General features: G+C 70.7%; 23 protein-coding genes. 9 read left to right on the top strand and 14 right to left on the bottom strand.

Annotated elements, in window-relative coordinates:
• The first annotated feature begins 373 nt into the window (after nt 1–373).
• From ACGFRF_RS10055 to ACGFRF_RS10040, 4 genes are all read left to right on the top strand, one after another.
• Complete coding sequence (locus ACGFRF_RS10055; RefSeq protein WP_393738119.1) at nt 374–1,147, top strand: isoprenyl transferase; 774 nt, start codon at nt 374–376, stop codon at nt 1,145–1,147.
• A gap of 375 nt (nt 1,148–1,522) precedes the next feature.
• On the top strand, nt 1,523–2,848 hold the full coding sequence (locus tag ACGFRF_RS10050; protein WP_393738118.1) for a PhoH family protein: 1,326 nt from the start codon (nt 1,523–1,525) through the stop codon (nt 2,846–2,848).
• Between the two features lie 395 nt (nt 2,849–3,243).
• The gene (locus tag ACGFRF_RS10045; RefSeq protein WP_393738117.1) at nt 3,244–3,960 is read left to right on the top strand and encodes a lytic transglycosylase domain-containing protein; all 717 of its coding nucleotides are present in this window, start codon (nt 3,244–3,246) and stop codon (nt 3,958–3,960) included.
• Between the two features lie 220 nt (nt 3,961–4,180).
• Nucleotides 4,181–5,494: an AI-2E family transporter gene (locus tag ACGFRF_RS10040; RefSeq protein WP_393738116.1), complete on the top strand. Its 1,314-nt coding sequence runs from the start codon at nt 4,181–4,183 to the stop codon at nt 5,492–5,494.
• Between the two features lie 21 nt (nt 5,495–5,515).
• Here the strand turns inward: ACGFRF_RS10040 and ACGFRF_RS10035 are convergent, their stop codons facing one another.
• Both ACGFRF_RS10035 and ACGFRF_RS10030 read right to left on the bottom strand, forming a co-directional pair.
• Nucleotides 5,516–6,049, bottom strand: a complete 534-nt coding sequence (locus tag ACGFRF_RS10035) for an alkyl hydroperoxide reductase (RefSeq protein WP_356941870.1) — start codon at nt 6,047–6,049, stop codon at nt 5,516–5,518.
• Nucleotides 6,050–6,052: 3 nt separating this feature from the next.
• Nucleotides 6,053–6,607 carry a peroxiredoxin gene (locus tag ACGFRF_RS10030; protein WP_393738115.1) on the bottom strand — a complete coding sequence of 185 codons (555 nt, stop codon included), beginning with the start codon at nt 6,605–6,607 and terminating at the stop codon, nt 6,053–6,055.
• A gap of 140 nt (nt 6,608–6,747) precedes the next feature.
• Here ACGFRF_RS10030 and ACGFRF_RS10025 point away from each other — a divergent pair, with 140 nt between their 5' ends.
• Entirely contained in the window at nt 6,748–7,695 is a 948-nt protein-coding gene (locus tag ACGFRF_RS10025; protein WP_393738330.1) for a LysR substrate-binding domain-containing protein, read from the top strand.
• Between the two features lie 42 nt (nt 7,696–7,737).
• Here ACGFRF_RS10025 and ACGFRF_RS10020 read toward each other — a convergent pair whose 3' ends face one another.
• The 5 genes from ACGFRF_RS10020 to ACGFRF_RS10000 form a co-directional block, all read right to left on the bottom strand.
• Nucleotides 7,738–10,089: an ABC transporter permease gene (locus tag ACGFRF_RS10020; RefSeq protein ID WP_393738114.1), complete on the bottom strand. Its 2,352-nt coding sequence runs from the start codon at nt 10,087–10,089 to the stop codon at nt 7,738–7,740.
• Complete coding sequence (locus tag ACGFRF_RS10015; protein ID WP_393738113.1) at nt 10,086–10,775, bottom strand: ABC transporter ATP-binding protein; 690 nt, start codon at nt 10,773–10,775, stop codon at nt 10,086–10,088. Before ACGFRF_RS10015 ends, ACGFRF_RS10020 begins: the two co-directional genes overlap by 4 nt.
• Entirely contained in the window at nt 10,772–11,296 is a 525-nt protein-coding gene (locus ACGFRF_RS10010) for a PadR family transcriptional regulator (protein ID WP_393738112.1), read from the bottom strand. The genes ACGFRF_RS10015 and ACGFRF_RS10010 overlap by 4 nt, the downstream gene beginning before the upstream one ends.
• A gap of 145 nt (nt 11,297–11,441) precedes the next feature.
• Entirely contained in the window at nt 11,442–11,693 is a 252-nt protein-coding gene (locus ACGFRF_RS10005; protein WP_393738111.1) for a hypothetical protein, read from the bottom strand.
• On the bottom strand, nt 11,690–12,649 hold the full coding sequence (locus tag ACGFRF_RS10000; protein WP_393738110.1) for an SPFH domain-containing protein: 960 nt from the start codon (nt 12,647–12,649) through the stop codon (nt 11,690–11,692). The genes ACGFRF_RS10005 and ACGFRF_RS10000 overlap by 4 nt, the downstream gene beginning before the upstream one ends.
• Before the next feature lie 230 nt (nt 12,650–12,879).
• Between ACGFRF_RS10000 and ACGFRF_RS09995 the strand changes: the two genes are divergently transcribed.
• The gene (locus ACGFRF_RS09995) at nt 12,880–15,228 is read left to right on the top strand and encodes a transglycosylase domain-containing protein (RefSeq protein WP_393738109.1); all 2,349 of its coding nucleotides are present in this window, start codon (nt 12,880–12,882) and stop codon (nt 15,226–15,228) included.
• A gap of 67 nt (nt 15,229–15,295) precedes the next feature.
• Here the strand turns inward: ACGFRF_RS09995 and ACGFRF_RS09990 are convergent, their stop codons facing one another.
• The 5 genes from ACGFRF_RS09990 to ACGFRF_RS09970 all read right to left on the bottom strand — a co-directional run bounded on the left by ACGFRF_RS09990 (nt 15,296) and on the right by ACGFRF_RS09970 (nt 22,744).
• Entirely contained in the window at nt 15,296–17,389 is a 2,094-nt protein-coding gene (locus tag ACGFRF_RS09990) for a SpoIIE family protein phosphatase (protein ID WP_393738108.1), read from the bottom strand.
• A gap of 292 nt (nt 17,390–17,681) precedes the next feature.
• Nucleotides 17,682–18,371, bottom strand: coding sequence for a DUF402 domain-containing protein (locus tag ACGFRF_RS09985; protein ID WP_393738107.1), 690 nt, complete (start codon nt 18,369–18,371; stop codon nt 17,682–17,684).
• Between the two features lie 84 nt (nt 18,372–18,455).
• The gene (locus tag ACGFRF_RS09980) at nt 18,456–19,841 is read right to left on the bottom strand and encodes a class II fumarate hydratase (protein ID WP_393738106.1); all 1,386 of its coding nucleotides are present in this window, start codon (nt 19,839–19,841) and stop codon (nt 18,456–18,458) included.
• A gap of 71 nt (nt 19,842–19,912) precedes the next feature.
• Nucleotides 19,913–20,911 (bottom strand): hypothetical protein, encoded by a 999-nt coding sequence (locus ACGFRF_RS09975; protein WP_393738105.1) that lies wholly within the window; start codon nt 20,909–20,911, stop codon nt 19,913–19,915.
• Between the two features lie 138 nt (nt 20,912–21,049).
• Entirely contained in the window at nt 21,050–22,744 is a 1,695-nt protein-coding gene (locus tag ACGFRF_RS09970; RefSeq protein WP_393738104.1) for a fumarate hydratase, read from the bottom strand.
• A 190-nt stretch (nt 22,745–22,934) separates the two neighbouring features.
• Between ACGFRF_RS09970 and ACGFRF_RS09965 the strand changes: the two genes are divergently transcribed.
• Both ACGFRF_RS09965 and ACGFRF_RS09960 read left to right on the top strand, forming a co-directional pair.
• The gene (locus ACGFRF_RS09965; RefSeq protein ID WP_393738103.1) at nt 22,935–23,636 is read left to right on the top strand and encodes a DUF1707 domain-containing protein; all 702 of its coding nucleotides are present in this window, start codon (nt 22,935–22,937) and stop codon (nt 23,634–23,636) included.
• A 176-nt stretch (nt 23,637–23,812) separates the two neighbouring features.
• A complete protein-coding gene (locus ACGFRF_RS09960) occupies nt 23,813–24,187 on the top strand; it encodes a WhiB family transcriptional regulator (protein WP_393738102.1) in 375 nt (124 codons plus the stop codon).
• Between the two features lie 129 nt (nt 24,188–24,316).
• Here ACGFRF_RS09960 and glpX read toward each other — a convergent pair whose 3' ends face one another.
• On the bottom strand, nt 24,317–25,351 hold the full coding sequence (gene glpX / locus ACGFRF_RS09955) for a class II fructose-bisphosphatase (protein ID WP_393738101.1): 1,035 nt from the start codon (nt 25,349–25,351) through the stop codon (nt 24,317–24,319).
• 128 nt (nt 25,352–25,479) lie between these two features.
• On the opposite strand from glpX, the gene ACGFRF_RS09950 reads away from it, so the two are divergent.
• Complete coding sequence (locus ACGFRF_RS09950) at nt 25,480–26,007, top strand: DUF4245 domain-containing protein (protein ID WP_393738100.1); 528 nt, start codon at nt 25,480–25,482, stop codon at nt 26,005–26,007.
• Nucleotides 26,008–26,073: 66 nt separating this feature from the next.
• On the opposite strand, the gene ACGFRF_RS09945 is transcribed toward ACGFRF_RS09950, so the two are convergent.
• Nucleotides 26,074–26,664, bottom strand: a complete 591-nt coding sequence (locus ACGFRF_RS09945) for a malonic semialdehyde reductase (RefSeq protein WP_393738099.1) — start codon at nt 26,662–26,664, stop codon at nt 26,074–26,076.
• Nucleotides 26,665–26,809: the final 145 nt, after the last annotated feature.

Raw genomic sequence — 26,809 nt, 5'->3', positions numbered from 1 at the left:
AATCGGCCATGAAACGCCCCTGAATCCAACGTTCCGCCCCCATCGTGGCGTCGCCGGGCGATTCCGGAGAGTAGTTGTGCCGCGCCGATGCACCCACGATCCCTTACGAAGGGTTATGGTGGAAACCCCCCCCTCGGGCCGGTCCGTCTCCCCCCCACGGACCGGCCCGTTTTTCATGGCGAACGTCCGGGCGCGGGGAAAGCGTCCCTGCCGAGGGGCGCGGGGAACCGCGCGACCGGCCCCGGCGGACCCGCCCCCGGCGACGCAGCCGCACCCGCCCCACACCCCAGCCCTGGGACCGGGACCAAGCCTCCCGCAGCGGTAGGCTCAAGGGCTCCGGCACCTATCCCCCGCGCCAACCCCCGGAGGCCACGTGAACCTGCGCGACAAGCTGCGCGGCCTGCTCGTCAGGCTCTACGCACGCCGGGTGGAAGGTCACCTGGACCACGCTCAGGTGCCCAAGCACATCGGCGTCATCATGGACGGCAACCGCCGCTGGGCGAAGGCGTCCGGCTCCACCACCGTCCACGGCCACCGGGCCGGTGCCGAGAAGATCGAGGAATTCCTCGGCTGGTGCACCGAGACCGACGTCGAGGTCGTCACCCTGTGGCTGCTGTCCACGGACAACTTCGAGCGCCCGCAGGAGGAGCTGGTCCCCCTGCTCGGCATCGTCGAGGACGTCGTCCGCACCCTCGGAGCCGACGGCCGCTGGCGTGTGCACCACGTCGGCGCGCGCGACCTGCTGCCCGCGCAGTTGCAGACGGCACTGAAGGAGGCCGAGGAGGCCACCGCCCACATCGACGGGATACTCGTCAACGTGGCCATCGGTTACGGCGGCCGCCAGGAGATCGCCGACGCCGTGCGCTCCATGCTGTTCGACGCCCACGACAAGGGCGTGTCGATGGAGGAGCTCGCCGAGTCCGTCGACATCGACATGATCGGCCGTCACCTCTACACCGGCGACCAGCCCGACCCGGACCTGGTGATCCGCACCAGCGGCGAACAGCGATTGTCCGGATTCATGCTCTGGCAGACCGCGCACTCCGAGTACTACTTCTGCGAGGTCTTCTGGCCGGCCTTCCGCAAGGTGGACTTCCTGCGTGCCCTGCGCGACTACGCCGCACGCCACCGCCGCTTCGGCGGCTGAACCGCACACCACACCGCCCCGTCGCGCCCGGCGACGGGGCGGTTTCCGTATACCCGGATTCGGGCGGAAGTAACAAGGAGTTCACCGGTGCGCTGTGGGCTGCTTCTGCATGGCGGCGCATCTTGGAGGGCATAAGCCAAGCAGGTCGACGCCCGAACCACGGGTGTCGGATCTCAGCGGGCGGCTCGGGGCCGTCCGCCCGGGAGGCCCCTTGCACCAGCCCGACCGTGCGGTCACCGCACGGAAGCAGCCGCGGAGGGCCGGTGTCCGGCCCGCCCTGCGCGGGGGCCTGGCGCCGGCCGCAATGCCCCCACCCTCCCGGCCCGGCTTCCACTTCGTCGCTCCCCGACCTCATCCGAGGGGGTACGTCCTTCCGTGGTGACCAGCACAAAGCGCCACAAGCCAGACCGGCGCACCTATGTTCTCGACACCAGCGTCCTGCTGGCCGACCCGAACGCCCTGACCCGCTTCGACGAGCACGAGGTCGTGCTCCCCATCGTCGTGGTCACGGAACTGGAGGCCAAGCGGCACCATCCGGAACTCGGCTACTTCGCCCGCCAGGCCCTGCGCCTGCTGGACGACTACCGCGTGCGGAACGGTCGCCTCGACGCCCCCATCCCGATCGGGGAACTCGGCGGAACGGTCCGTGTCGAGCTCAATCACTCGGACCCCAGCGTGCTGCCCACCGGCTACCGCCTGGGGGACAACGACTCCCGCATCCTCGCGGTGGCCCGCAATCTGCAGGCCGAGGGGTTCGACGTCACCGTGGTGTCGAAGGACCTGCCCCTGAGGATCAAGGCCTCGTCCGTGGGCCTGCTGGCCGAGGAGTACCGGGCCGAACTGGCCATCACGGAGAACTCCGGCTGGACCGGAATGTCCGAACTGACGCTCTCCGGCGAGCAGGTGGACATCCTCTTCGAGGAAGGGCACGTATACGTCCCGGAGGCCTCCGACCTCCCCGTGCACACCGGCCTGACCATCCAGTCCGAGCGCGGTAAGGCGCTCGGCCGGATCACCGCCGAGGGCAACGTCCGTCTGGTGCGCGGCGACCGGGAGGCGTTCGGCATCAAGGGCCGCAGCGCCGAACAGCGCATCGCGCTCGACCTGCTGCTCGACCCGGAGGTCGGCATCGTCTCGATGGGCGGCCGGGCCGGCACCGGCAAGTCGGCACTGGCGCTGTGCGCGGGCCTGGAGGCGGTACTGGAGCGCCGCCAGCACCAGAAGGTGATGGTCTTCCGTCCGCTGTACGCGGTCGGCGGCCAGGAGTTGGGCTATCTGCCGGGCACCGAGGCGGAGAAGATGAGCCCGTGGGCACAGGCCGTCTTCGACACGCTCTCGGCCGTCACCAGCCGCGAGGTCATCGAGGAGGTCACCGCGCGCGGGATGCTGGAGGTACTCCCGCTCACGCACATCCGCGGCCGCTCGCTGCACGACGCATTCGTGATCGTGGACGAGGCGCAGTCCCTCGAACGGAATGTCCTGCTGACCGTTCTGTCCCGGATCGGCGCCAACTCGCGGGTCGTGCTGACCCATGACGTGGCGCAGCGGGACAATCTGCGCGTGGGTCGCTACGACGGTGTGGTCGCCGTCGTGGAGAAGCTGAAGGGGCATCCGCTCTTCGCGCACGTCACGCTGACCAGGTCCGAGAGGTCCCAGATCGCCGCCCTTGTGACCGAAATGCTCGAAGAGGGCCACATCTAAGGGGATCCAAGCGGATATCCGAGCGCGTCATAGGGCGCCGTCCGGCAAAGGCACAGGAGCCTAGCCGGACGGCGCCTTCGCGTGTGGCGGTTTCCTGAAATCACCAGGGCGAAACCGGGTGTGAGCTTTCACACGCAACTCGGAATTGCCACTCGCCGTCCGGTTACGGCAGAGTCTCAGTCCTGTCAGGCCCCGCATACGGCACACGTGTACCCCCAGCGGTACCGCACCGCAGCAGCACCATCAACTCCATAGCGCCGCCGTATGCCGCCCGAGCACCACGCGGCGCTCCCCGCAAGGGAGTTGCCCACCGGGTCCGTGCCTCCCGTGACCCCGCAGTTGGGAGGCCAGTGCCAGGGGCACGATTGCGTCCGCCAGGGTCACCGAAGCGGGCGATGCTGGAAGGAAACCGTGTGAGCCGGATTTCGGTCCGGGGATTCGCAGTGGCCTCGGCCACCGCGGTCACCGCCGTCGGAAGCGTTGTCGGTGTTGCCTCGGGCAGCGTCGCGCAGAACAACAACGACGCCGAGGCGACGGCAGCCGACACCACGCTCCTCGCGGACATACCCGCGGGTCAGCAGGCCCAGGTGCAGACCGCGTCCCTGACGCAGCAGGCCGACGCACAGGCCATCGCCGCGGACGCGAGCGCCAAGAAGGACGCCGAGGAAGCGGCCCGCAAGGCCGCCGCCGAGACGGCGATCGCGAAGAAGGACGCTGCCGAGAAGGCGGCCAAGGCCGCCAAGGAGCGTGCCGAGGCCAAGGCCGCGGCCAGCCGCGACGACATCCGTGACTCCTCGAGCTTCCCGGTCCAGGGCAGCTACACCGTGGCGCAGATCCAGGCGATGGCCCGTCAGATGGTGAGTGCGGGCCAGTTCCAGTGCTTCAGCAACATCGTGGACCACGAGTCCAGCTGGAACTACCGTGCGGTCAACGCCTCCTCCGGTGCGTACGGTCTCTTCCAGGCACTGCCCGGCTCCAAGATGGCCTCCGCCGGTGCCGACTGGCAGACCAACCCGGCCACCCAGATCAAGTGGGGCCTCAGCTACATGAACGGCCGCTACGGCAGCGCCTGCCAGGCCTGGTCGTTCTGGCAGGCCAACCACTGGTACTAGACGCTCCGCCGGGTCCGGCCGACGGGGCACGTGCCGGCCGGATGTGGCCGGTCGCGCAGTTCCGCGTGGCCCCTCGGGGCGCGTTCAGTGGGCTTTCTCAACCTCGCGCAGCCCCTCCCCGTCCTCTGGGGAGGGGCTTTCGCCCTGTACCGTCGTGTCCGAACGACTCCAGGGGGGAGTGGTGGCGTGCACCCGGGGACGCGGGGGAAGAGGACGGATCATGTCGCGAGTGCCAGGGTGGCTCGGCCGGCTCGGAGCCGGCCTCACCGAGATGAGCGAGCGCCTGAACGAACGCCGCGCCGAGGTGGCGAAGGAGCGTGCCGAGGCCGAACCGGCCGACGCGCCCCCTGCCGCCGCCCCGGCACCACCCGCCCGCCGGCCCGCGCCGCCGGCCGGTCCCCGTCCCGACCCCGCCGAGGCCGTGCCCTGGGGTGTCCGGGTCGCGGCCGAGGCCGGCTGGCGCCTGCTGGTCCTCGCCGGCACCGTGTGGGTGCTGATGCGGGTCATCAGCGCTGTCCAGCTGGTGGTGTTCGCCTTCGTCATCGCCCTGCTGGTCACCGCGCTGCTGCAGCCGACGGTCGCCCGGCTCACCCGGCGCGGGGTGCCGCGCGGCCCGGCCACCGCGCTCACCGCCATCAGCGGCTTCGTCGTCATCGGCCTGATGGGCTGGTTCGTGACCTGGCAGGTCATGGAGAACATCGACACGCTCTCCAACCAGATCCAGAACGGCATCGACGACCTGCGCAACTGGCTGCTGAAGAGCCCCTTCCACGTCACCGACAAGCAGATCAACCAGATCGCCAAGAACCTCCGCGAGGCGATCGGCGCCAACGCCGACCAGATAACGTCCGCGGGCCTGGAGGGCGTTCAGGTCATCGTCGAGGCCCTCACCGGCATCCTGCTGGTGTTCTTCTCGACGCTGTTCCTGCTCTACGACGGCGAGCGCATCTGGCAGTGGTTCCTGAAGCTGGTGCCGTCCGCCGCCCGCCCGGGCGTGGCCGGCGCCGGTCCGCGGGCCTGGCGCACCCTGACCGCCTACGTCCGCGGCACGGTCCTGGTGGCCCTCATCGACGCGATCTTCATCGGTATCGGCATCTACTTCCTCGACGTGCCGATGGCCGTCCCGCTGGCCGTCTTCATCTTCCTGTTCTCCTTCATCCCGCTGGTCGGTGCGGTCGCCTCCGGCGCGCTGGCGGTGATCGTGGCGCTGGTCACCCAGGGCGTCTTCACGGCGGTCATGACCCTGGCGGTCGTCCTCGCGGTCCAGCAGATCGAGGGCCACGTCCTGCAGCCGTTCATCCTGGGCCGGGCCGTCCGCGTCCACCCGCTGGCGGTCGTGCTGACGGTGGCGACCGGCGGCATGGTGGCCGGCATCGGCGGCGCGGTGGTGGCCGTACCGCTGGTGGCGGTGACGAACACGGTGGTGGGGTACCTGCGGCAGTACTCGCTGGAGGTCCAGGTGCAGGACGCGCCTGCCGAGCCCGCGCAGGAGGCCGGGGAGGAGAACGCGGAAGACCCCGCCCACCAAGAGTGAGCGGGGTCCTCGTCGTCCGGCTTACTCAGCCAGCACGGCCTCGGCGTCCAGCGTGACGCCCACGGCCTGAACCACGGACGCGATCTTGAACGCCTCCTGGATCACCTCGCGCTCCACGCCGGCCTTGCGCAGCACCTGCTCGTGCGAGTCCAGGCACATGCCACAGCCGTTGATCGCGGAGACCGCGAAGGACCACAGCTCGAAGTCGACCTTCTCCACACCCGGGTTGCCGATGACGTTCATCCGCAGACCCGCGCGCAGGGTGCCGTACTCGTGGTCGGACAGCAGGTGGCGGGTGCGGTAGAAGACGTTGTTCATCGCCATCACCGCGGCGGCGGCCTTCGCGGCCGTGTACGCCTCCGGCGTCAGGTTCGCCTTCGCCTCCGGCTCCAGCTCACGCAGCACGATCGGGGAACGGGAGGCGATGGCGGTCGCCAGCACCGTGCCCCACAGCTGCTGCGCCGGCAGCTCCGAATTGCCGATGACCGAGCCCAGGTTGAGCTTCAGGTCCTTGGCGTAGTCCGGGACGCGGGACTTCAGGGAGTCGAGCGACATGGGTCACTCACCAGCCAGCAGCGCGACCGGGTCGAGGGTCTCCTCGCCCTTGTTCCAGTTGCACGGGCACAGCTCGTCGGTCTGCAGGGCGTCCAGGACCCGCAGGACCTCCTTGGGGTTACGGCCCACGGAACCGGCGGTGACCATGGTGAACTGGATCTCACGGTTCGGGTCGACGATGAAGACGGCGCGCTGCGCGAAGCCGTCCTCGCCCTCGATGCCGAGGTCGCGCATCAGCTCGTGCTTGGAGTCGGCCATCATCGGGAAGGGCAGGTCGGTCAGGTCCGGGTGGTCCTTGCGCCAGGCGTGGTGGACGAACTCGGAGTCTCCGGAGAAGCCGAGGATCTGGGCGTCGCGGTCGGCGAACTCGTCGTTCAGCTTCCCGAACGCGGCGATCTCGGTCGGGCAGACGAAGGTGAAGTCCTTCGGCCATGCGAACACGACCAGCCACTTGCCCTCGTAGGACTTGTGGTGGATCTGCTCGAACTCCTTGCCCTTCTCCAGCGAGACGCAGGCGGTCAGTTCGAACTCGGGGAACTTGTCACCGACAGTGAGCACACGCTCTCCTTGCAGCGAAGAAACGCCCCTTGTGAGGGTGTTTCCCATGGGGTTGGACGTTGTCGATGTTGGCACAGGGTGCATTGATTCGGGAAATAGCTACACTCGGTCAAGTTGATCGGAGGTATTTATCAGTGACTATGAGCAACGGCAAGCGGAGGCAGCCGACCCTCGCACAGCTGCGTGCCTTCGCCGCCGTGGCCGAGCACCTGCACTTCCGGGACGCGGCGGCAGCCATCGGGATGAGCCAGCCCGCCCTGTCCGGAGCGGTCTCGGCGCTGGAGGAGACCCTCGGGGTGACCCTCCTCGAGCGTACGACCCGCAAGGTGCTGCTCTCGCCCGCGGGGGAGCGGCTCGCCGTACGGGCGAAGGCGGTGCTGGAGGCGGTGGGCGCGCTGCTGGAGGAGGCCGAGGCGGTTCGCGCGCCCTTCACCGGGGTGCTGCGGCTCGGGGTCATCCCGACCGTCGCGCCGTATCTGCTGCCCACCGTGCTGCGGCTGGTGCACGAGCGGTACCCGCACCTCGACCTGCAGGTGCACGAGGAGCAGACCGCCAACCTGATCGACGGTCTGCACTCCGGCCGGCTCGACCTGCTGCTGCTCGCCGTGCCGCTGGGCGTCCCGGGAGTGGTCGAACTGCCCCTGTTCGACGAGGACTTCGTGCTCGTCACCCCGCTCGACCACTGGCTCGGCGGCCGTGAGGGCATCCCGCGCGAAGCCCTGAAGGAACTCAACCTGCTGCTCCTCGACGAGGGCCACTGCCTGCGCGACCAGGCCCTGGACATCTGCCGGGAGGCCGGCCGCGAGGACGCGCCGGTCACGACGACGGCCGCCGGTCTGTCCACCCTGGTCCAGCTCGTCGCGGGCGGTCTCGGCTGCACCCTGCTCCCGCGCACCGCGCTGAAGCTGGAGACGACCCGCAGCAGCCGGCTCCTCACGGGTTCCTTCGCCGAGCCCGCACCCAGCCGCCGGATCGCCCTGGCGATGCGGGCGGGGGCGGCGCGCGGCGCGGAGTACGAGGAACTGGCGGCCGCCCTGCGCGAGGCCATGCGCCCGCTGCCGGTCCGGGTGCTGGAGCAGGACGCGTGAAGGGCCCCTCCGGGCAGGAGGGGCCCTTGGCGCAGCGCGCCGCTACTCCGTGCGCAGCCCCTCCGGGCGCATCAGCCGCAGCAGCGGCGGCAGGCTCAGCAGGGTGACGGCGAGGACCACCGCGGCGCCGGCGCCGGTCATCGACAGCACGCTCGCCCAGTCGACGCTCACCGGGGTGGCCGCCATCTTCAGCAGCACCGCGCCGAGGGTGAGGCCGACCGCCGAGGCCAGCACCAGGCCGAGGGCGATCGGGACCGCCGTCTGCCACAGCACCGACAGGCCCAGCGTGCGGCGCCGGGTGCCGAAGGCCACCAGCGACGACAACAGCTTGCGCCGCTCGCGCAACTGCTCCAGCTGGGAGACCAGCAGGCTCGCCCCGATCAGTGCCAGCACGCACACCGCGCCGATGAACAGGCCGGTGCGCAGGGAGGTGTACCTGCCGGACCGCTCGGTCGCCGCCCAGGTCCAGGAGTTCGCGACCGGGTCCACCCGCGCGGCCGTGTTGCGCACGTACTCCTTCGCGTCCTTGACCGACTCGTCGAGCCGGACATAGACCTTGCCGGACAGCGTGGGCGCGGCTCCGGCCGGCAGCGCGGAGGGGGTGACGAGCAGGCCGCTGGCGGTGTTCTGCAGCGAGTCCTCGCGAACGACCGCCTGCTGGAGGCGGGCCGGCAGCGTGAGGGGGATCTCGCGGCCGGGCGCCTCCGTGTACGAGGGGTCGATGTACAGGCGGTGCCCCGGCCGCAGGGCGGTCTGCACGGAGGTGTTGTAGTCGGAGTTGTAGGTCGGGTTGCTCAGCGCGAACACGTCCCCGTCCCGGCAGGAGGGCAGCCGGGCCACCTCGCGCAGCGCGGCACAGGTACCGACGGTCAGGTCGCCGAGGACGTCGGGTTCACGGCGCTTGTCGCCCAGCGACCCGGTGGACAGCGAGACCGCCACCGCCACGCCCTTGGTCCGGCGGAGCTCCTTGCCCGCGACGGCCACCCGGGTGCGGTCGGACAGGTCGATCTGCATCTGCGCCCGGCCCGGATCCCGGCCGGTCACCTTGGTGTACTGGCTCTCCACACCCGCGAACAGCATCTGCAGCGCGATCGCCCCGGCCACCGCGACCGCGATGCCGTTGACCATCCGGGCCGCGGTGCCGCTGCTCAACTGCAGCCGTCGTACGGCAAGTTGCCAGGAGACGGCGCCGGCGCCGAGCCGGGCGACGACCGCCTCCACGACCCACGGCAGCAGCGCGGTCACACCGACCAGCAGCAGCATCACACCGCCGACGACCAGGTACTGGTTGAAGTCGCCGTGGGAGCGGCCGTTTCCGATCATCGGGTACAGCATCGCGAGGCCCGCCAGCGGCAGCAGCAGCCGCCACCACAGGCGCCGCCGGGCCGGCTTGACCGTCCGCACCACACCGAGCGGCTCGACGACCACTCCGCGCATGGCGAACAGCGTGACCAGCACGGCGGCGGCCGGGACCGCCACCGCGACCAGCGCGACGAGCACGGGGGAGGGGTCCAGATAGCTGGAGAAGAAGCTCTCGCCCAGAACCTCGACCGAGCCCGCGGCCTGACGTCCGATCAGGAAGAACACCGAGCCGACGACCAGTCCAAGCAGCGCGCCGGCGAGCGCCTCGCCCGCCGCGATCCGCCGGGTCATCCGGCTGTCGGAGCCCACCAGCCGCAGCGCGGCCAGCCTGCGGTCGCGCCGCTCGCCGCCGAACCGTACGGCCGCGGCGATGAACACGGCGACCGGCATCAGCAGCACGACGAAGACGACCAGCACCATCAGGAGGAGGACGGGGTCGGCCTCCTCGCTCGTCGGATGCGGGTCCCCGAACGCGGTCAGCCGCTCCACCCGCGCCCCGTTCGTCCCGGGCACCAGATGCTCGCCGCTCGCGTAGTAGGCGAGTTCGTGCGAGCCGATCAGCCCGCTCTCACCGATGGTCCCGGTGATCCGGTACGGGATCCGCTCCCGCAGCAGCTTGGCCCCGTCGGAGGACAGCAGTTCCTTCAGCGCGGGCGAGACCACCATCTCGCCCTTCGCCGGGAGGCGGTCCACCCCCGGCGGCAGCGGCGCCCGGGGACCCTCGGGCTCGAGGAGCCGGCCGCGGATGTCCTTGGTGTGCCACTCGGTGTCGACGGCCGCGACCAGCACGGTGTTGTCGGCCTTCGGCGGCATGGTGGAGGAGAACGAGTAGTCCTGGCGGGCGTGCTCCACCCGGTGGCGGGCGGTGAACACGTTCGGCAGGGAGGTCGTCAGCAGCAGCAGGGCCACCCCCAGGCCGACGCCGACCGCCGTCAGCAGCATCCGGACCCAGCCCTCGCGCCCGCCGGCGAGGGCGAACCGGGCCCCCATGCCCAGGTCCCTGGCCCACTGCCGCACACGGCCCGCGTTCATACGGCCCGCTCCATGTCCCGGGACCTGCCGTCGCGTACGACGACCTCCCGGTCGGAGTAGGCGGCCACCCGGGCCTCATGGGTGACCAGCACGACGGCCGCGTTGGTGGAGCGGGCCGCGTCGGTCAGCAGCTCCATCACGCGCTCGCCGTTGAGGGAGTCCAGCGCGCCGGTCGGCTCGTCGGCGAACAGCACCCGTGGTCCGGTGACCAGCGCCCGCGCGACCGCGACGCGCTGCCCCTGGCCGCCGGAGACCTCGCCGGGGCGCTTGCCCTTGAGGTCGTCCACCTCCAGGCGCTCCATCCAGCCGAGCGCGGCCCGCTCGGCCTCCTTGCGGGAGGTGCCGTTCAGCCTGAGCGGCAGGGCCACGTTCTCCACGCAGGTCAGCTCGGGGACGAGCTGGCCGAACTGGAAGACGAACCCGAACTCGCTGCGGCGCAGCGCGCTGCGTTCGGTGTCGCTCATGGTCGCCAGCTCGCGGCCGGCGTAGGTGATGGAGCCGGAGTCGGGCGGCACGATGCCGGCGAGACAGTGCAGCAGCGTCGACTTGCCGGAGCCGGAGGGGCCCATCACGGCGACGACCTCACCGGAGTGGATGGAGAACTCGGCGCCGTCGAGGGCGACCGTCGGGCCGTAGGCCTTGCGCAGGTTCTCGGCGGCGAGCAGGGAGCCGGGTGGAGGAGTCACTTGGCCACCGCCTCACGGAGCTTGTCGAGCCGCGCGGCCGTCAGCTCCAGCCAGCGCAGGTCGGCCTCCAGGTGGAACAGGGCGTGGTCGCAGATCAGCTGGTCCGCGAGATCGCCCTTGCGCTTGCGGTCGGTCAGGATCCGCATGCTGCGCAGGTGCTCGGCGCGTTGGGTGTCGAGGATGTCGGCCGCGTCGCGGTGGGTGAGGAGCGCGAGGACGACCTTGGTGTAGAGGGTCGACTGGAGGTACTCCTCCGGCTTCTCCGGGGTGGCGAGCCAGTGCTCGACGTCGGTGATGCCGGCGTCGGTGATGGCGTACCGCTTGCGCTCGGGCCCGCCGCCCGCCTCGATCCCGTCGACTTCCACGAGGCCGTGCTTCAGCAGCCGGGACATCGTGGAGTAGACCTGGCCGTAGTGCAGCGGCCGGTCGTGACCGAACTTCTCGTCGAAGGCCCGCTTGAGGTCGTAGCCGTGGCGCGGGCCGGACTCCAGGAGCCCTAGGAGGGTGTGACCGATGGACATGCGAGCACTCTACACACGGTGTATACGCGATATGTATACGCAGGGTGTGGAGATCATGGCGGCAGGTGTCGCGACGCAGGTCCGGGGCGATTGTCATGGTTCGGTAACGGCGACAGGCCCGTCCGGCGTCCGGAGGCGAGGCCGTTCAGGCCGAGGGGGGCTCGGGGGTGGAGCCCCCGGGCGGCCGCCCCCGGCGGGGCAGCGGGCCGGCGTCCCGCGGCAGACGTCCCGCCTCCGCCAGCGCCTTCCGCAGCAGGAACTCGATCTGCGCGTTCGCCGACCGCAGCTCGTCCCCGGCCCACCGGGCGAGCGCGTCGTACACCGACGGGTCCAGCCGCAGCAGCACCTGCTTGCGCTGCTGCGGTCGGCGCTTCGGCGTCCCCGGGGAGTCCGTCACTGGTAGAGCGTCCCGGTGTTGAGGACCGGCTGCGGGGCCCGGTCGCCGCACAGCACCACCATCAGGTTCGACACCATCGCCGCCTTGCGCTCCTCGTCCAGCTCCACGATGTCCCGCTCGGCGATCCGGGCGAGTGCCGCCTCGACCATTCCGACGGCACCGTCCACGATCTGCCGGCGGGCCGCGACGACCGCCCCCGCCTGCTGGCGCTGGAGCATCGCCGAGGCGATCTCCGGAGCGTACGCGAGATGCGTGAAGCGTGACTCGATGATCCGCACCCCGGCCGCCTCCACCCGCGCCTGCAGCTCGACGGCCAGCTTCTCGGTGATCTCCTCGGCGTTGCCGCGCAGCGAGAGGCCGTCCTCCTCGTGCGCGTCGTACGGGTACTCGATCGCGATGTGCCGTACGGCCGTCTCGGTCTGCGTGGCGACGAACTCGGAGTAGTCGTCCACCTCGAACACCGCCTGGGCGGTGTCCTGGACCTTCCAGACCACGACCGCGGCCAGCTCGATCGGGTTGCCGTAGGCGTCGTTGACCTTCAGGACGGCGGTCTCGTGGTTGCGCACCCGGGTGGAGATCCGGGTCCGGGAGGTGAAGGGGTTCACCCAGCGCAGGCCGTCCTGCCGGATCGTGCCCCGGTAGCGCCCGAAGAGCTGGACCACCCGCGCCTCGCCCGGGGCGACCGTGTTCAGGCCGCGCATCCCTATGACGGCGGCGAGGAAGACGAGGACACCGGCGAGGATGAGGCCGCCCTCGGCGCCGGCGGCGGAGACCGCCGAGGAGGCGGCGAACAGCGCGACGGCGGCGCCGAGTCCGAGCAGCCCGAGCAGCAGGGCGAGCCCGCCGCCGATGCTGTGCGCGGTGAACTCCCTGACCCGCGGGGCGGGCATCTCGGGCACGTCGGCGTCGGCGACCGCCGTCTCGGCGGGGTCCTGCGCAAAGTCGTGTGCGGCCATGGGTGGTCCCCCGTTCTCCAGGGCGCCCGATCGGGAACGCCAAGCTTTATTCTAGCTAAGTGATATCACTTTAGCGTGCCGAGCAACCTTACGGCGGTCATATCCGTCGGTTCCCTTGGGGCGGGTGCTGATTGTCACGTCCGTAAAAGAGCGGATCGGACGGTCTTTGTCATATAGAGGGGTGTTAGCTTTCGGAGCTGACCCCGAGACGGAAGCGAGCGTAGGGACCCATGGGACGAGCGGAAGAGAGACGAGCGCGACAGCGCGGTGGCCACCGCGCGGCGCCCAGGCGCCGCCGCTCCGCGCCCACGCCCGGCAGCGGTCCCGCCGCGGCCGGCGGCAAGCCCGCCAAGAGCCTCATACGCAGGATGTTCACCTGGAAGAAGATCCTCGGGACCTTCTTCAGCCTGTGCCTGCTGGGCATCGTGGGCTTCATCGGACTGTACCTGTACGTGGACGTCCCCAAGGGCAACGCCGCCGCCCAGCAGCAGAGCAACGTCTACAAGTTCAGCGACGGCACGGTCCTGGCCCGCAGGGGCGAGGTCAACCGCGAGATCGTCGACCTGGCCAAGGTGCCGAAGAAGGTCCAGCTGACCTTCGTCGCGGCGGAGAACAAGACGTTCTACAAGGACGCGGGCGTCGACTTCAAGGGCACGGCCCGCGGCCTGCTCAACACGCTCGCCGGCAAGGGCAAGCAGGGTGGCTCGACCATCACCCAGCAGTACGTCAAGAACTACTACCTCAACCAGGACCAGACCGTCACGCGCAAGCTGAAGGAACTGGTCATCGCGTTGAAGGTGGACCGTGAGAAGTCCAAGGACGACATCCTCGCGGGCTACATCAACACCAGCTACTACGGCCGCGGCGCCTACGGCATCCAGGCCGCCGCGCAGGCCTACTACCACGTCGACGCCGAGGACCTGAGGGTCGAACAGGGCGCCTACCTCGCGGCCCTGCTGCAGGCGCCCAGCCAGTACGACTGGGCGGTCGCCACCCCCACCGGCCGGCGGCTGGTCAAGGAGCGCTGGAACTACGTCCTGAACAACATGGTCGAGGAGGGCTGGCTGCCCAAGTCCGAGCGCGACGCCCTGAAGTTCCCGGTCCCCAAGGAGCCCAAGGGCGCCCCGGGCCTCGGCGGCCAGAAGGGCTACCTGGTCGAACTGGCCAACCAGCAGCTCGAGCGGCAGCTGATGGACCAGGAGGGGCTGAGCCCCGCCCAGGCCGAGAACGCGGTCGTCGACAAGGGCTGGACCATCACCCTGAACATCGACCGGAAGAAGCAGGCCGCGCTGGAGAAGGCCGTCAAGTCCCAGCTGACCGGCAAGCTCGACCGGAAGAAGCGCAAGGTCGACGGTGACGTCCAGGCCGGCGCCGTCTCCGTCGACCCCAAGACGGGCAGGATCGTCGCGCTGTACGGCGGCGAGGACTACTACAAGCACTACTACAGCAACGCCACCCGCAAGGACTACCAGCCGGCCTCGACGTTCAAGCCGGTCATCCTCGCCGCCGCGCTGGAACAGAACGCCACCACGCAGGACGGCAAGCCGATCACCGCCGACACCGTCTACGACGGCACCAGCCGCCGCCAGGTCCTGGACCACGGCTCCAGGGTCGGCTTCGCCCCGCCCAACGAGGACGACCGGAACTACGGGAAGATCACCGTCCAGAACGCGATGAACGCGTCCGTGAACTCCGTCTTCGCGCAGATGGGCGTGGACGTGGGCATGGACAAGGTCATGGGCACGGCCAACAAGCTCGGCATGGACACCAAGGGCATGCAGGCCGTGCCCGCGCAGACACTGGGCTCCATGGGCGCCAGCCCGCTGGAGATGGCCGGGATCTACGCCACCTTCGACAACCACGGCTACAAGGTCACCCCGACCCTCATCAAGTCCGCGGAGAACAAGGGCCGTTCGGTGCGGATGCCGGAACCGGTCGGCGGCTCGGTGATCAGCCGGACGGCCGCCGACACGGTGACCTCCGTGCTCACCGGTGTGGTCGACGACGGTACGGCGCAGGAGTCCGTGGCCGGCAACGCGCTGCGCGACGGCCAGCAGGTGGCGGGCAAGACGGGTACCTCCGACTGCAACCGCTCGGCCTGGTTCACCGGTTACACGCCCGACCTGGTCACCTCCGTCGGCCTGTTCGGCGAGGCGGCCAAGGCCGGCGGCACCGGGTGCGAGGGCGAGCCGATCAAGAAGGGCGCCCACGTCTCGCTGAAGGGCGCCATGGGCGGCGGCCGCGTGAACGGCGGCGGCCCCCCGGCGAAGATCTGGGCCGCGTACACCTTCGGCGTCACGGACAAGGCCAAGTTCGACCTGAACACCACCCAGGGCGCGGCCGTCGAGCCGACCCAGACCCCGACGGTGTCCCACTCGCCTTCCCAGACACCGTCTCAGACGCCGAGCAGCGAGCCGCCGACGACGTCCCAGTCGCCGTCGCAGACCCCGTCGCAGACGCCGTCCCAGACCCCGTCGCAGACGCCGTCCCAGACGCCGTCCCAGACCCCGACCACCGGGCCGCCGACGGACCCCGTCACGGAGGACCCGCTCGACCCCGACGACAGCCTCGACCAGTAGCCGCGCACGACAAGGGGCGCCCGGAGAACTCCGGGCGCCCCTTCGACGTCGTCACACCCGCGGCGGCTCAGCCCCGGTTCAGCTCGAACCAGACCACCTTGCCGGTGCTCAGCCGGGTCGCGCCCCAGCGCCGGGCCAGCTTGTTGACCAGGTACAGGCCGCGCCCGCCCTCGTCCGTGGCCCGCGCCTGCCGCAGCCGCGGCAACTGCGGCACGTCGTCACCGACCTCGCAGCGCAGCACGTGCGTGCGCAGCAGCCGCAGCGTCACCGGCCGGGACGCGTACCGTACGGCGTTCGTCACGACCTCGCTGACCAGCAGCTCCACCGAGTCCGTCAGGTCCTCCAGGTCCCAGCGGCTCAGCGCGCGCCGGGCCAGCCGGCGGGCCTGGCCGGGAGCGGAGTCCTCCGGCTCCAGCGTCCAGTACGCGACATCGCTCGGCGCGATCCCGTCGAAGCGGGCCGCGAGCAGCGCGATGTCGTCGTCCCGGTCGCCCGGGCCGAGCATGTCCAGCACCTCGTCGCACAGCGCTTCCAGCGGCGGCGGATGGTCGGGGCCGGTCAACTGGGCCGTCGCGGCGAGCCTCTCCCGCAGCTGCTCTATGCCGGTCCACACGTCCCGCAGCCGGGACTCCACCAGACCGTCCGTGTAGAGGAGCAGGGTGGCCCCGGCCGGCGCGTCCAGCTCGACCGCCTCGAAGTCGACCCCGCCGACCCCGATCGGCGCGCCCGGCGGCACCCGCAGCACCTCCGCCCGGCCGCCCAGATGCAGCAGAACGGGCGGCGGATGGCCGGCGTTGGCGATGGTGATGCGGTGCGTGACCGGGTCGTAGACGGCGTACAGGCAGGTCGCCATGCGGTCGGTGCCCAGGCGCTGCGCCTGCTCGTCCAGATGGTGCAGCACCTCCTGCGGCGGCAGGTCGAGCCCGGCCAGCGTCTGGGCCGTCGTCCGCAGCTGACCCATGATCGCCGCCGAGGTCATGGAATGCCCCATGACATCGCCGACGACCAGCGCGACCCGGCTGCCGGGCAGCGGGATCGCGTCGTACCAGTCGCCGCCGACCCGCGCGGTCTCCGCGGCCGGCAGGTACCGGGAGGCCAGCCGCACGCCCGTCGGACGGGGCAGGGTCTCGGGCAGCATGGTGCGCTGCAGCTCGTCGGCGATGTAGGCCTCCCGGCCGTACAGCACCGCCTTGTCGATGCCGAGCGCGCTGTGCGTGGCCAGCTGCGCGGCCACCAGCAGATCGTCCGCCTCGAACGCCGGCCGCTCCGGGCGGCGCAGGAACAGGGCCGCGCCGATCACCCGGCGCCGGCCGCGCAGCGGCGCGAGGATCGCGTGCCGCCCCTCCGGCACGACCGCCTCACCGCCCTCGCCGAGCAGCTCGGGCAGCGCGGCCCGGGCGGCGGGCGCGTCCGCGAACACCGGCCGCACCCCGCGCAGCACCTCGTTCAGCGCGCCGCCGGGCCGCACCTCGCACAGCTCGGTCGTCAGCGCGGACAGATCCGCCAGCGCGGTCGGCTCCGGCTCCGGATCGAAGGCCGGCGGCAGCAGCACCCCGTCGGTGTCCCGCTCCTCCGGTATCCGATCGGTCCGGCGCAGCCGCAGCACCACCGGTCCGGTGGGCCGCTCGTCGCCGACCGGCAGCGGGTCGCGCAGATACACCAGGATCGCGTCCGAGAAGGTCGGCACGGTGGCCCGGCAGAGCCCCATCACGATCTCGTCCAGGTCGAGCCCGCGGGCGATCCGCCGGGTGGCCGCGCCGACGAAGCGCAGCCGGTCGCCGTCGCGGCGCATCGGCATGGGCCGCCCCGGCGGCAGACCCCGGCCGGTACGGCGCTCCGGACCGCCCGGCGCCCGCTCCTGCTCGGCACCGGGCTGCGGCGGGATGGTCTCCGCCGCCGGACGCGGGCGGTGCGCGCCGGGTTCGGCGGTGGCGGGCTGGGAGTGCTCGGGGCCGTTGACTGGGGGCTCCTTCCCCTTGCCGTCCTTTCCCTTGCCACGGGGTGTGGCCGTCCCCGGGCCGGAGGGGATGCCGTCGGCCCGGGCCTGCACCGGTAAGCCCGAGGTGCCGGGCGGCTCCGGGGTACGCAGAAGCGCCCCGCGGGTCTCCGCGGGGTCACCGCCCGTCTGAGGGCGCTCGAAGGAGGTGGGCTGCTCCGTCACGCGTGTCGCATCCATCCGTCCGGGGCTGCGCGCCGGGCGCGCAGTCGGTCCCGCAGAAATCCCGATACCCGCAATACGTGCCCCAGGAACGGAATTCCCGCGTGCTCAGAGGTTGTCGCCGTGCCACCGGGGCCGTGGCGGCCGGCGGCGGTGTTGCCCTGGTACCCCTCGCTCACGTGCTGCCGCCCCTCGATGACGATCGGTCAAGCCCGGCACATGCTCCGGGAGTTGCTGTTGTACGCCCTTGCGGAGGACGATCCTACGTTTCTTGCCGGGGGGCGCATCAAGGGTCTCATGAGGACATGTGCGCGGGGGTACGGTCCCAGTCATCGGGGAGTGACGGTACCGCCCAGGACGGATCCGGGCGCCAGTGCGGCCAGCCGTCCGAGAACGGCGTCCCCCAGGCCTCGATCACCGCCACCGCGTCCCGCCCGGCCGCTCGCACCCGCTCGGCGGTCGTCTCGTCCATCAGCCCGTCCCGCCGGGCCTGCGCGAACTCGTCCTCGTCCCGCCAGTGCCAACTGCGGTCCGGGTGCACGGAGATGTCCAGGAAGTAGTCCTCGGAGTCCACCCCGCCCGACCAGCGGGCGAGCGGCTGCTCGAGGTTGACGTACCAGTTCTTGAACCGCCAGCCCGGCTCCCAGAACAGCCACACCGACCAGGGCCGGCCGGGCTCGGCGAGCTTCAGCACGCCCGTGCCGAACCACCGGTCCCGCTGGACCGTGCGCGGCTTGGTGTAGCGGGACTCCAGCGGCTCCAGATGCACGGGCGTGCCGTCGGCCAGAACCGGGCGCACGCACTCGGTGCCGGGCGCCAGCCACACCGCGAGCAGCTCCGCGTCGTCGCGTACGACGGTGACGGGCCGGGCGATGTGGACGTGCTCGCCGGCGTTCTCCCGGTAACGCCACAGGATCTGCGTCCCGGGCGCCCAGTACGCGACAGGTCCCGCTTCCACTCGTGTCACCGCTCCGTCGTCCGTCATGCACAGATATTAGGTGCCGTAGGCATACGACGCTGCGGTGCCCGTCACGGTTGTACGGCGGCGGCCGGAAAGGTTCGCTCCTGGTTACGGGCGCGTCATCCGCAGGACATCCAGGGCCTCGTCGAGCTGCTCCAGCGTCAGCTCGCCGCGCTCCACGTACCCGCCCTCCAGGACGACCTCACGGATCGTCCGGCGCTGCGCGAGGGACTTCTTGGCGACCTTCGCGGCCTCCTCGTAGCCGATGTACTTGTTGAGCGGGGTGACCACGGAAGGGGACGACTCGGCGTACTCGCGGGTGCGTTCGCGGTCGGCGGTGATGCCGTCGACGGTCCGGTCGGCCAGCAGCCGTGAGACGTTGGCGAGCAGCCGGATGGACTCCAGCACGTTCTTGGCGATGACCGGCAGCATCACGTTCAGTTCGAAGTTCCCGGCGGCACCGGCGGTGGTGATGGTGGCGTCGTTGCCGATGACCTGCGCGGCGACCATCAGCACGGCCTCGGGAACGACCGGGTTCACCTTGCCCGGCATGATCGACGATCCCGGCTGGAGGTCGGGCAGCCGGATCTCGGCGAGACCGGTGCGCGGCCCGGAGGACATCCAGCGCAGATCATTGGCGATCTTCGTCAGGCCGACCGCGATGGTCCTGAGCTGCCCGCTGGTCTCCACGACGCCGTCCCGGGCGCCCTGCGCCTCGAAGTGGTCGCGGGCCTCGGTGAGCGGCAGCCCGGTGACCCGGGCGACCTCCTCGATGACGGCGGCGGAGAACCCGGACGGGGTGTTGATGCCGGTGCCGACCGCCGTGCCGCCCAGCGGCAACTCGGCCAGCCGGGGCAGCGAGGCCCGCAGCCGCTCGATGCCGTAACGCACCTGGGCCGCGTACCCGCCGAACTCCTGCCCGAGCGTCACCGGCGTCGCGTCCATCAGATGCGTCCGCCCGGACTTCACCACGTCGGCGAACTCCTCGGACTTGCGCTCCAGAGAGGCCGCGAGGTGCTCCAGGGCCGGGATGAGGTCATGGGTGACCGCGGCGGTGGCCGCGATGTGGATGGAGGACGGGAAGACGTCGTTGGACGACTGCGAGGCGTTGACGTGGTCGTTGGGGTGCACGTCCCGGCCCAGTCGCTCGGTGGCGAGGGTCGCGATGACCTCGTTGGTGTTCATGTTGGAGGAGGTGCCGGAGCCCGTCTGGAACACGTCCACCGGGAAGTGCTCGTCCCACCTGCCCGCGGCCACCTCGCCGGCCGCGTCCTGGATCGCCTCCGCGACCTCCTTGTCCAGCACCCCGAGTTGGGCGTTCACCTTCGCCGCGGCCGCCTTGATGTGCGCCAGCGCCTCGATGTGGGCCCGCTCGATCCGCTGCCCGGAGACGGGGAAGTTCTCGACGGCACGCTGGGTCTGCGCCCGCCACTTGGCGTGGGCCGGGACCCGGACCTCGCCCATGGAGTCGTGCTCGATGCGGTATTCGCTCATGCCGGGTATAGCGGTCGGAAAGGCGGGGATGTTCCGCAGGCTGGGCCGGGTGGGTGCCCGTGCGTCACGTCTCAGCAGTCGTACGACCTCACGTCGCGCCAATGGCACTGCCTGACGAACGGCCCGGCCGTCCGCAACTCGAACACCTGTGCCGACGGTGCCGCGACGCCGCGGACCCGGAAGCCCTTGCCGTTGTCGGTGATGTCCTGGGTGTGGGTGCCCTGCGTGTCCACGTACGTGGCCTCGAACGCCTTCCAGGTGCAGTCCTGCGTCCACGAGGTGACCTGAACGCGCAGCCCCTCCGGTGCCGCCCCGTTGCCCAGGTCGATCTTCTTGTACTGGAAGAACGGCTTCCCGTAGTGCCGACCCTCCTCCTCACCCGTGATGAACGGCGTGCCCGCGGACCGGGAGACGTCGAAGAACATCCCCTCGTAGCTGCCACCGGCCTGCCCCTTCCGGACGATCACCGCGGCGGCCTTGGCGGGCGTGCACGTCAGCCCCTTCATGCGCAGCCCGTTGATGACCAGGCCGGCCTTGCGGTCGCTGAGGATGTCGACGAGCCAGGTCTGCGAGAAGAGGGGGGCGGGGTCCGTCGGGCGGGCGCGCACCGGGTCCGCACCCAGGACGCCACGCCCGTGATGCGCCTCGACGAACGGCGTGAGGGCTCCGTCGTCCCTGCCCATGGCGAGCAACGTCCTCTTCTCCTGCGGGGAGAACGGCGCGTCGAAGAGGTAGGCGTCGGGGGGCGTGGTGCCGGCGTCCAGCCGTACCGACGAGGTGAACGCGGGGCCGGACAGGTCGACCTTGTCGTCGGCGTCGCTGGCCACCTGTGCGTCGTGCTCGGCGGTCAGCCAGTCGCAGCCCTTGGTGAGCGTGAACGCGAACAGTGCGGTCAGCGCCGCCCAGCCCGCTCGCATCAGCACCCGGCGGTTGCGTCTGCGCGGGTCGGGGTCCGCCGCCTCGGGCAGCACGTCGGAGATGACGTCGTTCAGGAAGGAGGACGTGGCCCGGCCACCGTCCTCGGGGTCCGGGGAGGCGGGCGGTGTGGAGGGTGGCTCGCTCGCCGGCATGGAGCGCCTCGTCGGGGTCAAGTGGCCGTGATCGCAACGAGGTTGATCGTAAGTCACGGGCCGCTCGGCCCCAAGGGGCTCACTGCCCACGGGCGGAGAGGTGAAGCCCGAGGGCAGTGGGGGCGAGCGGGAGCGGTGTCACGCCAGCCCGGGCCCGCGCACCGGGATCGACGTGAACGTCGGCGCGGGTGCCGGATCCTGGAAGAAGTCGTTGCCCTTGTCGTCCACGACGATGAACGCCGGGAAGTCCTCGACCTCGATCTTCCAGACGGCCTCCATGCCAAGCTCCTCGTACTCGAGGACCTCGACCTTCTTGATGCAGTCCTGGGCGAGGCGGGCGGCGGGGCCGCCGATGGAGCCGAGGTAGAAGCCGCCGTGGGCGTTGCACGCGTCGGTGACCTGCTTGCTGCGGTTGCCCTTGGCGAGCATCACCTTCGAGCCGCCCGCCGCCTGGAACTGCTCCACGTAGGAGTCCATGCGGCCGGCCGTGGTCGGGCCGAAGGAGCCGGAGGCGTAGCCCTCGGGGGTCTTGGCCGGACCCGCGTAGTACACCGGGTGGTCCTTCAGGTACTGCGGCATCTCCTCGCCCGCGTCCAGCCGCTCCTTGATCTTGGCGTGCGCGATGTCACGGGCCACGACCAGCGGGCCGGTCAGCGAGAGCCGGGTCTTGACCGGGTACTTCGTCAGCTCGGCGAGGATCGTGTCCATCGGCTGGTTCAGGTCGATCTTCACGACGTCGGAGGACTCGTCCAGGTGCTCGTCGGTCGTCTCCGGCAGGAAGCGCGCCGGGTCCGTCTCCAGCTGCTCGAGGAAGACGCCCTCGGCGGTGATCTTCGCGACGGCCTGCCGGTCGGCCGAGCAGGACACGGCGATGGCGACCGGGCAGGACGCGCCGTGCCGGGGCAGGCGGACGACCCGGACGTCGTGGCAGAAGTACTTGCCGCCGAACTGCGCGCCGATGCCGATCTTCTGCGTCAGCTCGAAGACCTTCTCCTCCAGCTCCTTGTCCCGGAAGCCGTGGCCGAGCGGCGAGCCTTCGGCCGGCAGCTCGTCCAGGTAGTGGGCGGAGGCGTACTTCGCGGTCTTCAGCGCGTACTCGGCGCTCGTGCCGCCGACGACGATGGCCAGGTGGTACGGCGGGCAGGCGGCCGTACCGAGCGAACGGATCTTCTCCTCCAGGAACTTCATCATGGAGGCCTCGTTCAGGACGGCCTTGGTCTCCTGGTACAGGAAGGACTTGTTGGCCGAGCCGCCGCCCTTCGCCATGAACAGGAACTTGTAGGCGCCGCCGTCGGTGGCGTACAGCTCGATCTGGGCCGGCAGGTTGGAGCCGGTGTTCTTCTCCTCCCACATGGTGAGCGGAGCCATCTGCGAGTAGCGCAGGTTCAGCTTGGTGTAGGCGTCGTAGATGCCGTGCGAGAGGTGCTTCTCGTCCTCACCCGCGGTGAGGACGTTCTGCCCGCGCTTGCCCATGACGATCGCCGTGCCGGTGTCCTGGCACATCGGCAGCACCCCGGCCGCCGCGATGTTCGCGTTCTTCAGCAGGTCGAGCGCGACGAACTTGTCGTTGCCCGACGCCTCCGGGTCGTCGATGATGCGGCGCAGCTGCGCCAGGTGGGCGGGGCGCAGGTAGTGCTGGATGTCGTGGATGGCCTCCTCGGCCAGCTTGCGCAGCGCCTCCGGCTCCACCTTGAGGAATGTCCGCCCGTCCGGTCCCTCGACGGTGGAGACGCCCTCGGAGGTCACCAGCCGGTACGGAGTGGTGTCCTCGCCCTGGGGGAGCAGATCGGTGTACGCGAACGCTGGGCGGGTTGGGGGGGAACTACGCGGCATCTCAGCCCATTCCTCACTCTGACGGACGGTGCCCGCCGACGCCGGCGGGCCTCACCAGCCTAGAACCTGCCGCCGACACGGAACCTGTGAGGTAAGGCTCAGTGCGTGTGAGGTGGGGCTCAGTGCCGGGACACGCCCGGGTTCTCCACACCCCTAGTCGCGATCTATCGCGTTTCGGTACGCTGCTGCCGTGGACCTTCAGAAGCCCGCCCCGATCCAGGACGCCGGACCGCGCGTCTCCGAACTGCGTGCCTCGGACGCCGACCGCGACCGGGTCGCCGACATCCTCCGTGAGGCCCTGGCGGAGGGCAGGCTCACCGCCGAGGAGCACGCCGAGCGCGTCGAGGGGGTGCTGCACGCCAAGACGGTGGGCGAACTCGAGGTCTTCATCCGGGACCTGCCCGCCGGCCACCGGCAGTCCGCCGCCCCCGCCTACACGCCCGTGCCGCCGCGCCCCGAGCCCGGCGAGATCCCGGCCGAGGCCGACGCCAACGTGGTGGCCGTGTTCAGCAGCGCCATGCGCCGGGGCCGTTGGCGCGCCGGCCGCCGGCTGCACGCGTACGCGATCTTCGGCAGCGTCGAGATCGACCTCAGCGAGGCGATCTTCGAGTACCAGCAGGTCGTGATCAAGGCCGTCTCGGTCTTCGGTGACGTCCAGATCCGCGTTCCGGAGAACATCTCGCTGCGCGGCACCGGTGGCGGAGTGCTGGGCAACTTCGAGGTGAGCCCGCTGGACTCGGTCGAGTCCGACGCCCCGGTCGTCTACGTCGACGGCTGGGCCGTCCTCGGCAATGTGGAGGCGCGGCCCAAGCGCGGCAAGCTGGTGGCGGACATCCTGGAGCGCGTCCAGGACAAGGTGGACCGGAAGCTGCGCAAGCACCTGGACCGTTGACGGTCGCGGACCCCGCCGGGTGTCGGAAGGGATTCGTCCGCCGGCGTCGGCGGTGGCGGGGGCGTGAACGCGCCGTCGTGCGCCCGCGGTTGGGAACGCAGTGCATAGGCGCGCGCACAGCGGGTAGGCCTTGCTGCATCGTCTCTCGCTCGCGAAGCCGTCGTCAGGAGTAGACCGTGCTGCAACCGCCGCATTCGTCCCTGCAGGTAGCTGCTGTGCCGGCCCAGCGGGCGTCAGCGCGCGACAGGGACCAGGACGCCCCCTGGCACACCGAGGCGGTGTGCCGGCGTGACGAGGCCGGCCTGTTCTTCGCCCCGTCGAAGGAGCCGACGGCTGCCCGGCTGTCCCGCGAGGAGGCGGCCAAGCGCGTCTGCGCACGCTGTCCGGTGATGGTCGAGTGCCGCGAGCACGCCCTCCTGCAGCCCGAGCCCTACGGCGTCTGGGGCGGCCTCACGGCAGCGGAACGCCGCGTGGTCCTGGCGAGGCGCCGCCGCCGCGACCTGGAACTGAAGAAGGCGGCAAGGGCGACGGCGAACCGCATAGCGGGTTGATCGTGAACGGCGGCGCCCCCTCCGCACCGGGGGCGCCGCCGACCTGAGGGGGTGCGGGGAACCGCGCACCGTCGGCCGCCGACGACCCGCGGTTCCCCTCTCGTGGACGCTGTCCGCCCGATTCCCGCGCTACTTGGCCCGGTCGAAGTCGATCGCGCTGTAGGCCCGCAGCTTGCGCAGCCGGTGCTCGGAGTCGATCCGCCGTACCGTCCCCGACTTCGACCGCATCACGATCGACTCGGTCAGCGCGGTCTCCGACCGGTACCGCACACCGCGCAGCAGCTCGCCGTCGGTGATGCCGGTCGCGACGAAGAAGACGTTCTCCCCGGACACCAGGTCGTCGGTGGTGAGCACCCGGTCCAGATCGTGTCCGGCGTCGATCGCCCGCTGCCGCTCCTCGTCGTCCTTGGGCCACAGCTTGCCCTGGATGGTGCCGCCGAGGCACTTCACGGCGCAGGCCGAGATGATGCCCTCGGGGGTGCCGCCGATGCCGAGCAGCAGGTCGACGCCGGTGCCCTCGCGCAGTGCGTACACCGAGCCGGCGACGTCGCCGTCGGAGATCAGCTTGATGCGCGCGCCGGCCTCCCGGACCTCCCGGATCAGACCCTCGTGCCGCGGCCGGTCCAGGATGACGACGGTGACGTCCTCCGGCGCGGACCGCTTGGCCTTGGCGATCCGCCGGATGTTCACCTCCACGGGCGCGTTGATGTCGACGAAGTCCGCCGCCTCGGGGCCGGTGACCAGTTTGTCCATGTAGAACACGGCGGACGGGTCGAACATGGCGCCGCGCTCGGCGGCGGCGAGGACGGCGATCGCGTTCGGCATGCCCTTGGCCGTCAGCGTGGTGCCGTCGATCGGGTCGACGGCGATGTCGACCTCGGGGCCGGTCCCGTCGCCCACGTGTTCCCCGTTGAAGAGCATCGGGGCCTCGTCCTTCTCGCCCTCGCCGATGACGACGACACCGTTCATCGACACGGTGGAGACGAGGGTCCGCATGGCGCGCACCGCGGCGCCGTCGGCGCCGTTCTTGTCGCCGCGCCCCACCCAGCGGCCCGCTGCCATCGCGGCGGCCTCGGTCACCCGGACGAGTTCCAGGGCGAGGTTGCGGTCGGGAGCCTCGGAGGGAACATCGAGTTCGGACGGCAGGTGATGATTTTCGGTCATCGGAGCGCACCTTTCTGATACGACGACGGCCGGATGAGGGTCTTGGCCTCTGACTCTATCCTTGGGCAGCCAAAATGAGCAGGGGACCCCACGGATGAGCACTTGGGGCACCTGCGACGATAGAGGGCGTGGCAGGTTCGAACGGCAAGCAGAAGACGGCCCGGGACATGATCCTCTCCCTGGTCCTCATCGGGATCGCGGCGGCGGTGGTCTACTTCCTCACCATCCCGCACGATGATCACGCTCCCGACCTCAAGCGGGTCGACTACCGGGTGGAGCTGCTCACGGCCCGGCGTGCGGTGAGCTATCCGGTGGCCGCGCCCGAAGGCCTGCCGAGTACCTGGAAGGCGACCTCCGTACGCTTCCAGGGCGAGAACTCCGACCGCTGGCACCTGGGCTTCCAGTCCCCGGACGGCCAGTACGTACAGGTCGAGCAGTCCACGGCGAAGCCCGCCGACTTCATCGACGAGGCCAGCCAGGGCGCGTCGGCGACGAAGCGGACCGAGAAGATCGGCGACCGCACCTGGACGCGCTACACCGGCGGCCGCTACGACGCCCTCGTGCTGCAGGGCACGCCCGGCGCCACCACGGTGGTGGCGGGCACGGCGTCCTTCACCGAGCTGGCGAAGATGGCGGCGGCGCTGAAGATGCAGTGACACCCGTGTACGACGAAGGCCCCCGGCACCGCCGGGGGCCTTCGTCGTACACGGGTGCGCGGTGGCTCAGACCGTGGTGACGACGTCGTCGTACGCCAGTCGCGGCGAGCGCGGGTACCAGGCGTCGGGGCCCGGCTTGCCGATGTTGACGACCATCAGCGGGGTGTGGTCGTCGTCCAGGAACTCCTTGCGGACGCCCTCGAAGTCGAAGCCGGTCATCGGGCCGGCGGCCAGGCCGGCGGCGCGGACACCGACGATGAAGTAGGCGGCCTGCAGTGCGGCGTTCAGCGCGGCGGAGCCCTCGCGGGCCGGGCGCTCGGCGAAGAGGACGTCCTTGGCCTGCGGGAAGGCCGGGAACAGGGCCGGCAGCTCCTCGTGGAACTCGTTGTCCGCGGAGAGGATCGCGACCAGCGGGGCGGTGGCGGTCTTGGCCCGGTTGCCCTCGGCCATGTGCTGCACCAGGCGCTCGCGGGCCTCGGCGGAGCGGACCAGGGTGATGCGCAGCGGGGTCTGGTTGAAGGCGGTGGGGCCGTACTTGACCAGGTCGTAGATCGCCTGGACCTGCTCCTCGGTCACCGGCTCGTCGGTGAAGGTGTTCGCGGTGCGGGCCTCGCGGAACAGCAGGTCCTGGGCGGCGGGGTCAAGAACGAGAGACATGCGTGACTTCCTCGGATGTGCGTCCGGTCCGGGGGCTCGGACCGGTTGACGCGCTCGACCCTACGCGAAGAGAAGTTAAACGTTCAACAAAAGTCGGGGTGCGGTGACTGGCTTCACAGCCCACTCGCCGCACAGCCCCGCGCGC

The sequence above is a fragment of the Streptomyces sp. NPDC048521 genome (assembly GCF_043199855.1).
Classification (GTDB): Bacteria; Actinomycetota; Actinomycetes; order Streptomycetales; family Streptomycetaceae; genus Streptomyces.
The sequence above is the reverse complement of the archived record's forward strand: the minus strand, read 5'-3'. Positions and strand labels throughout refer to the sequence as shown.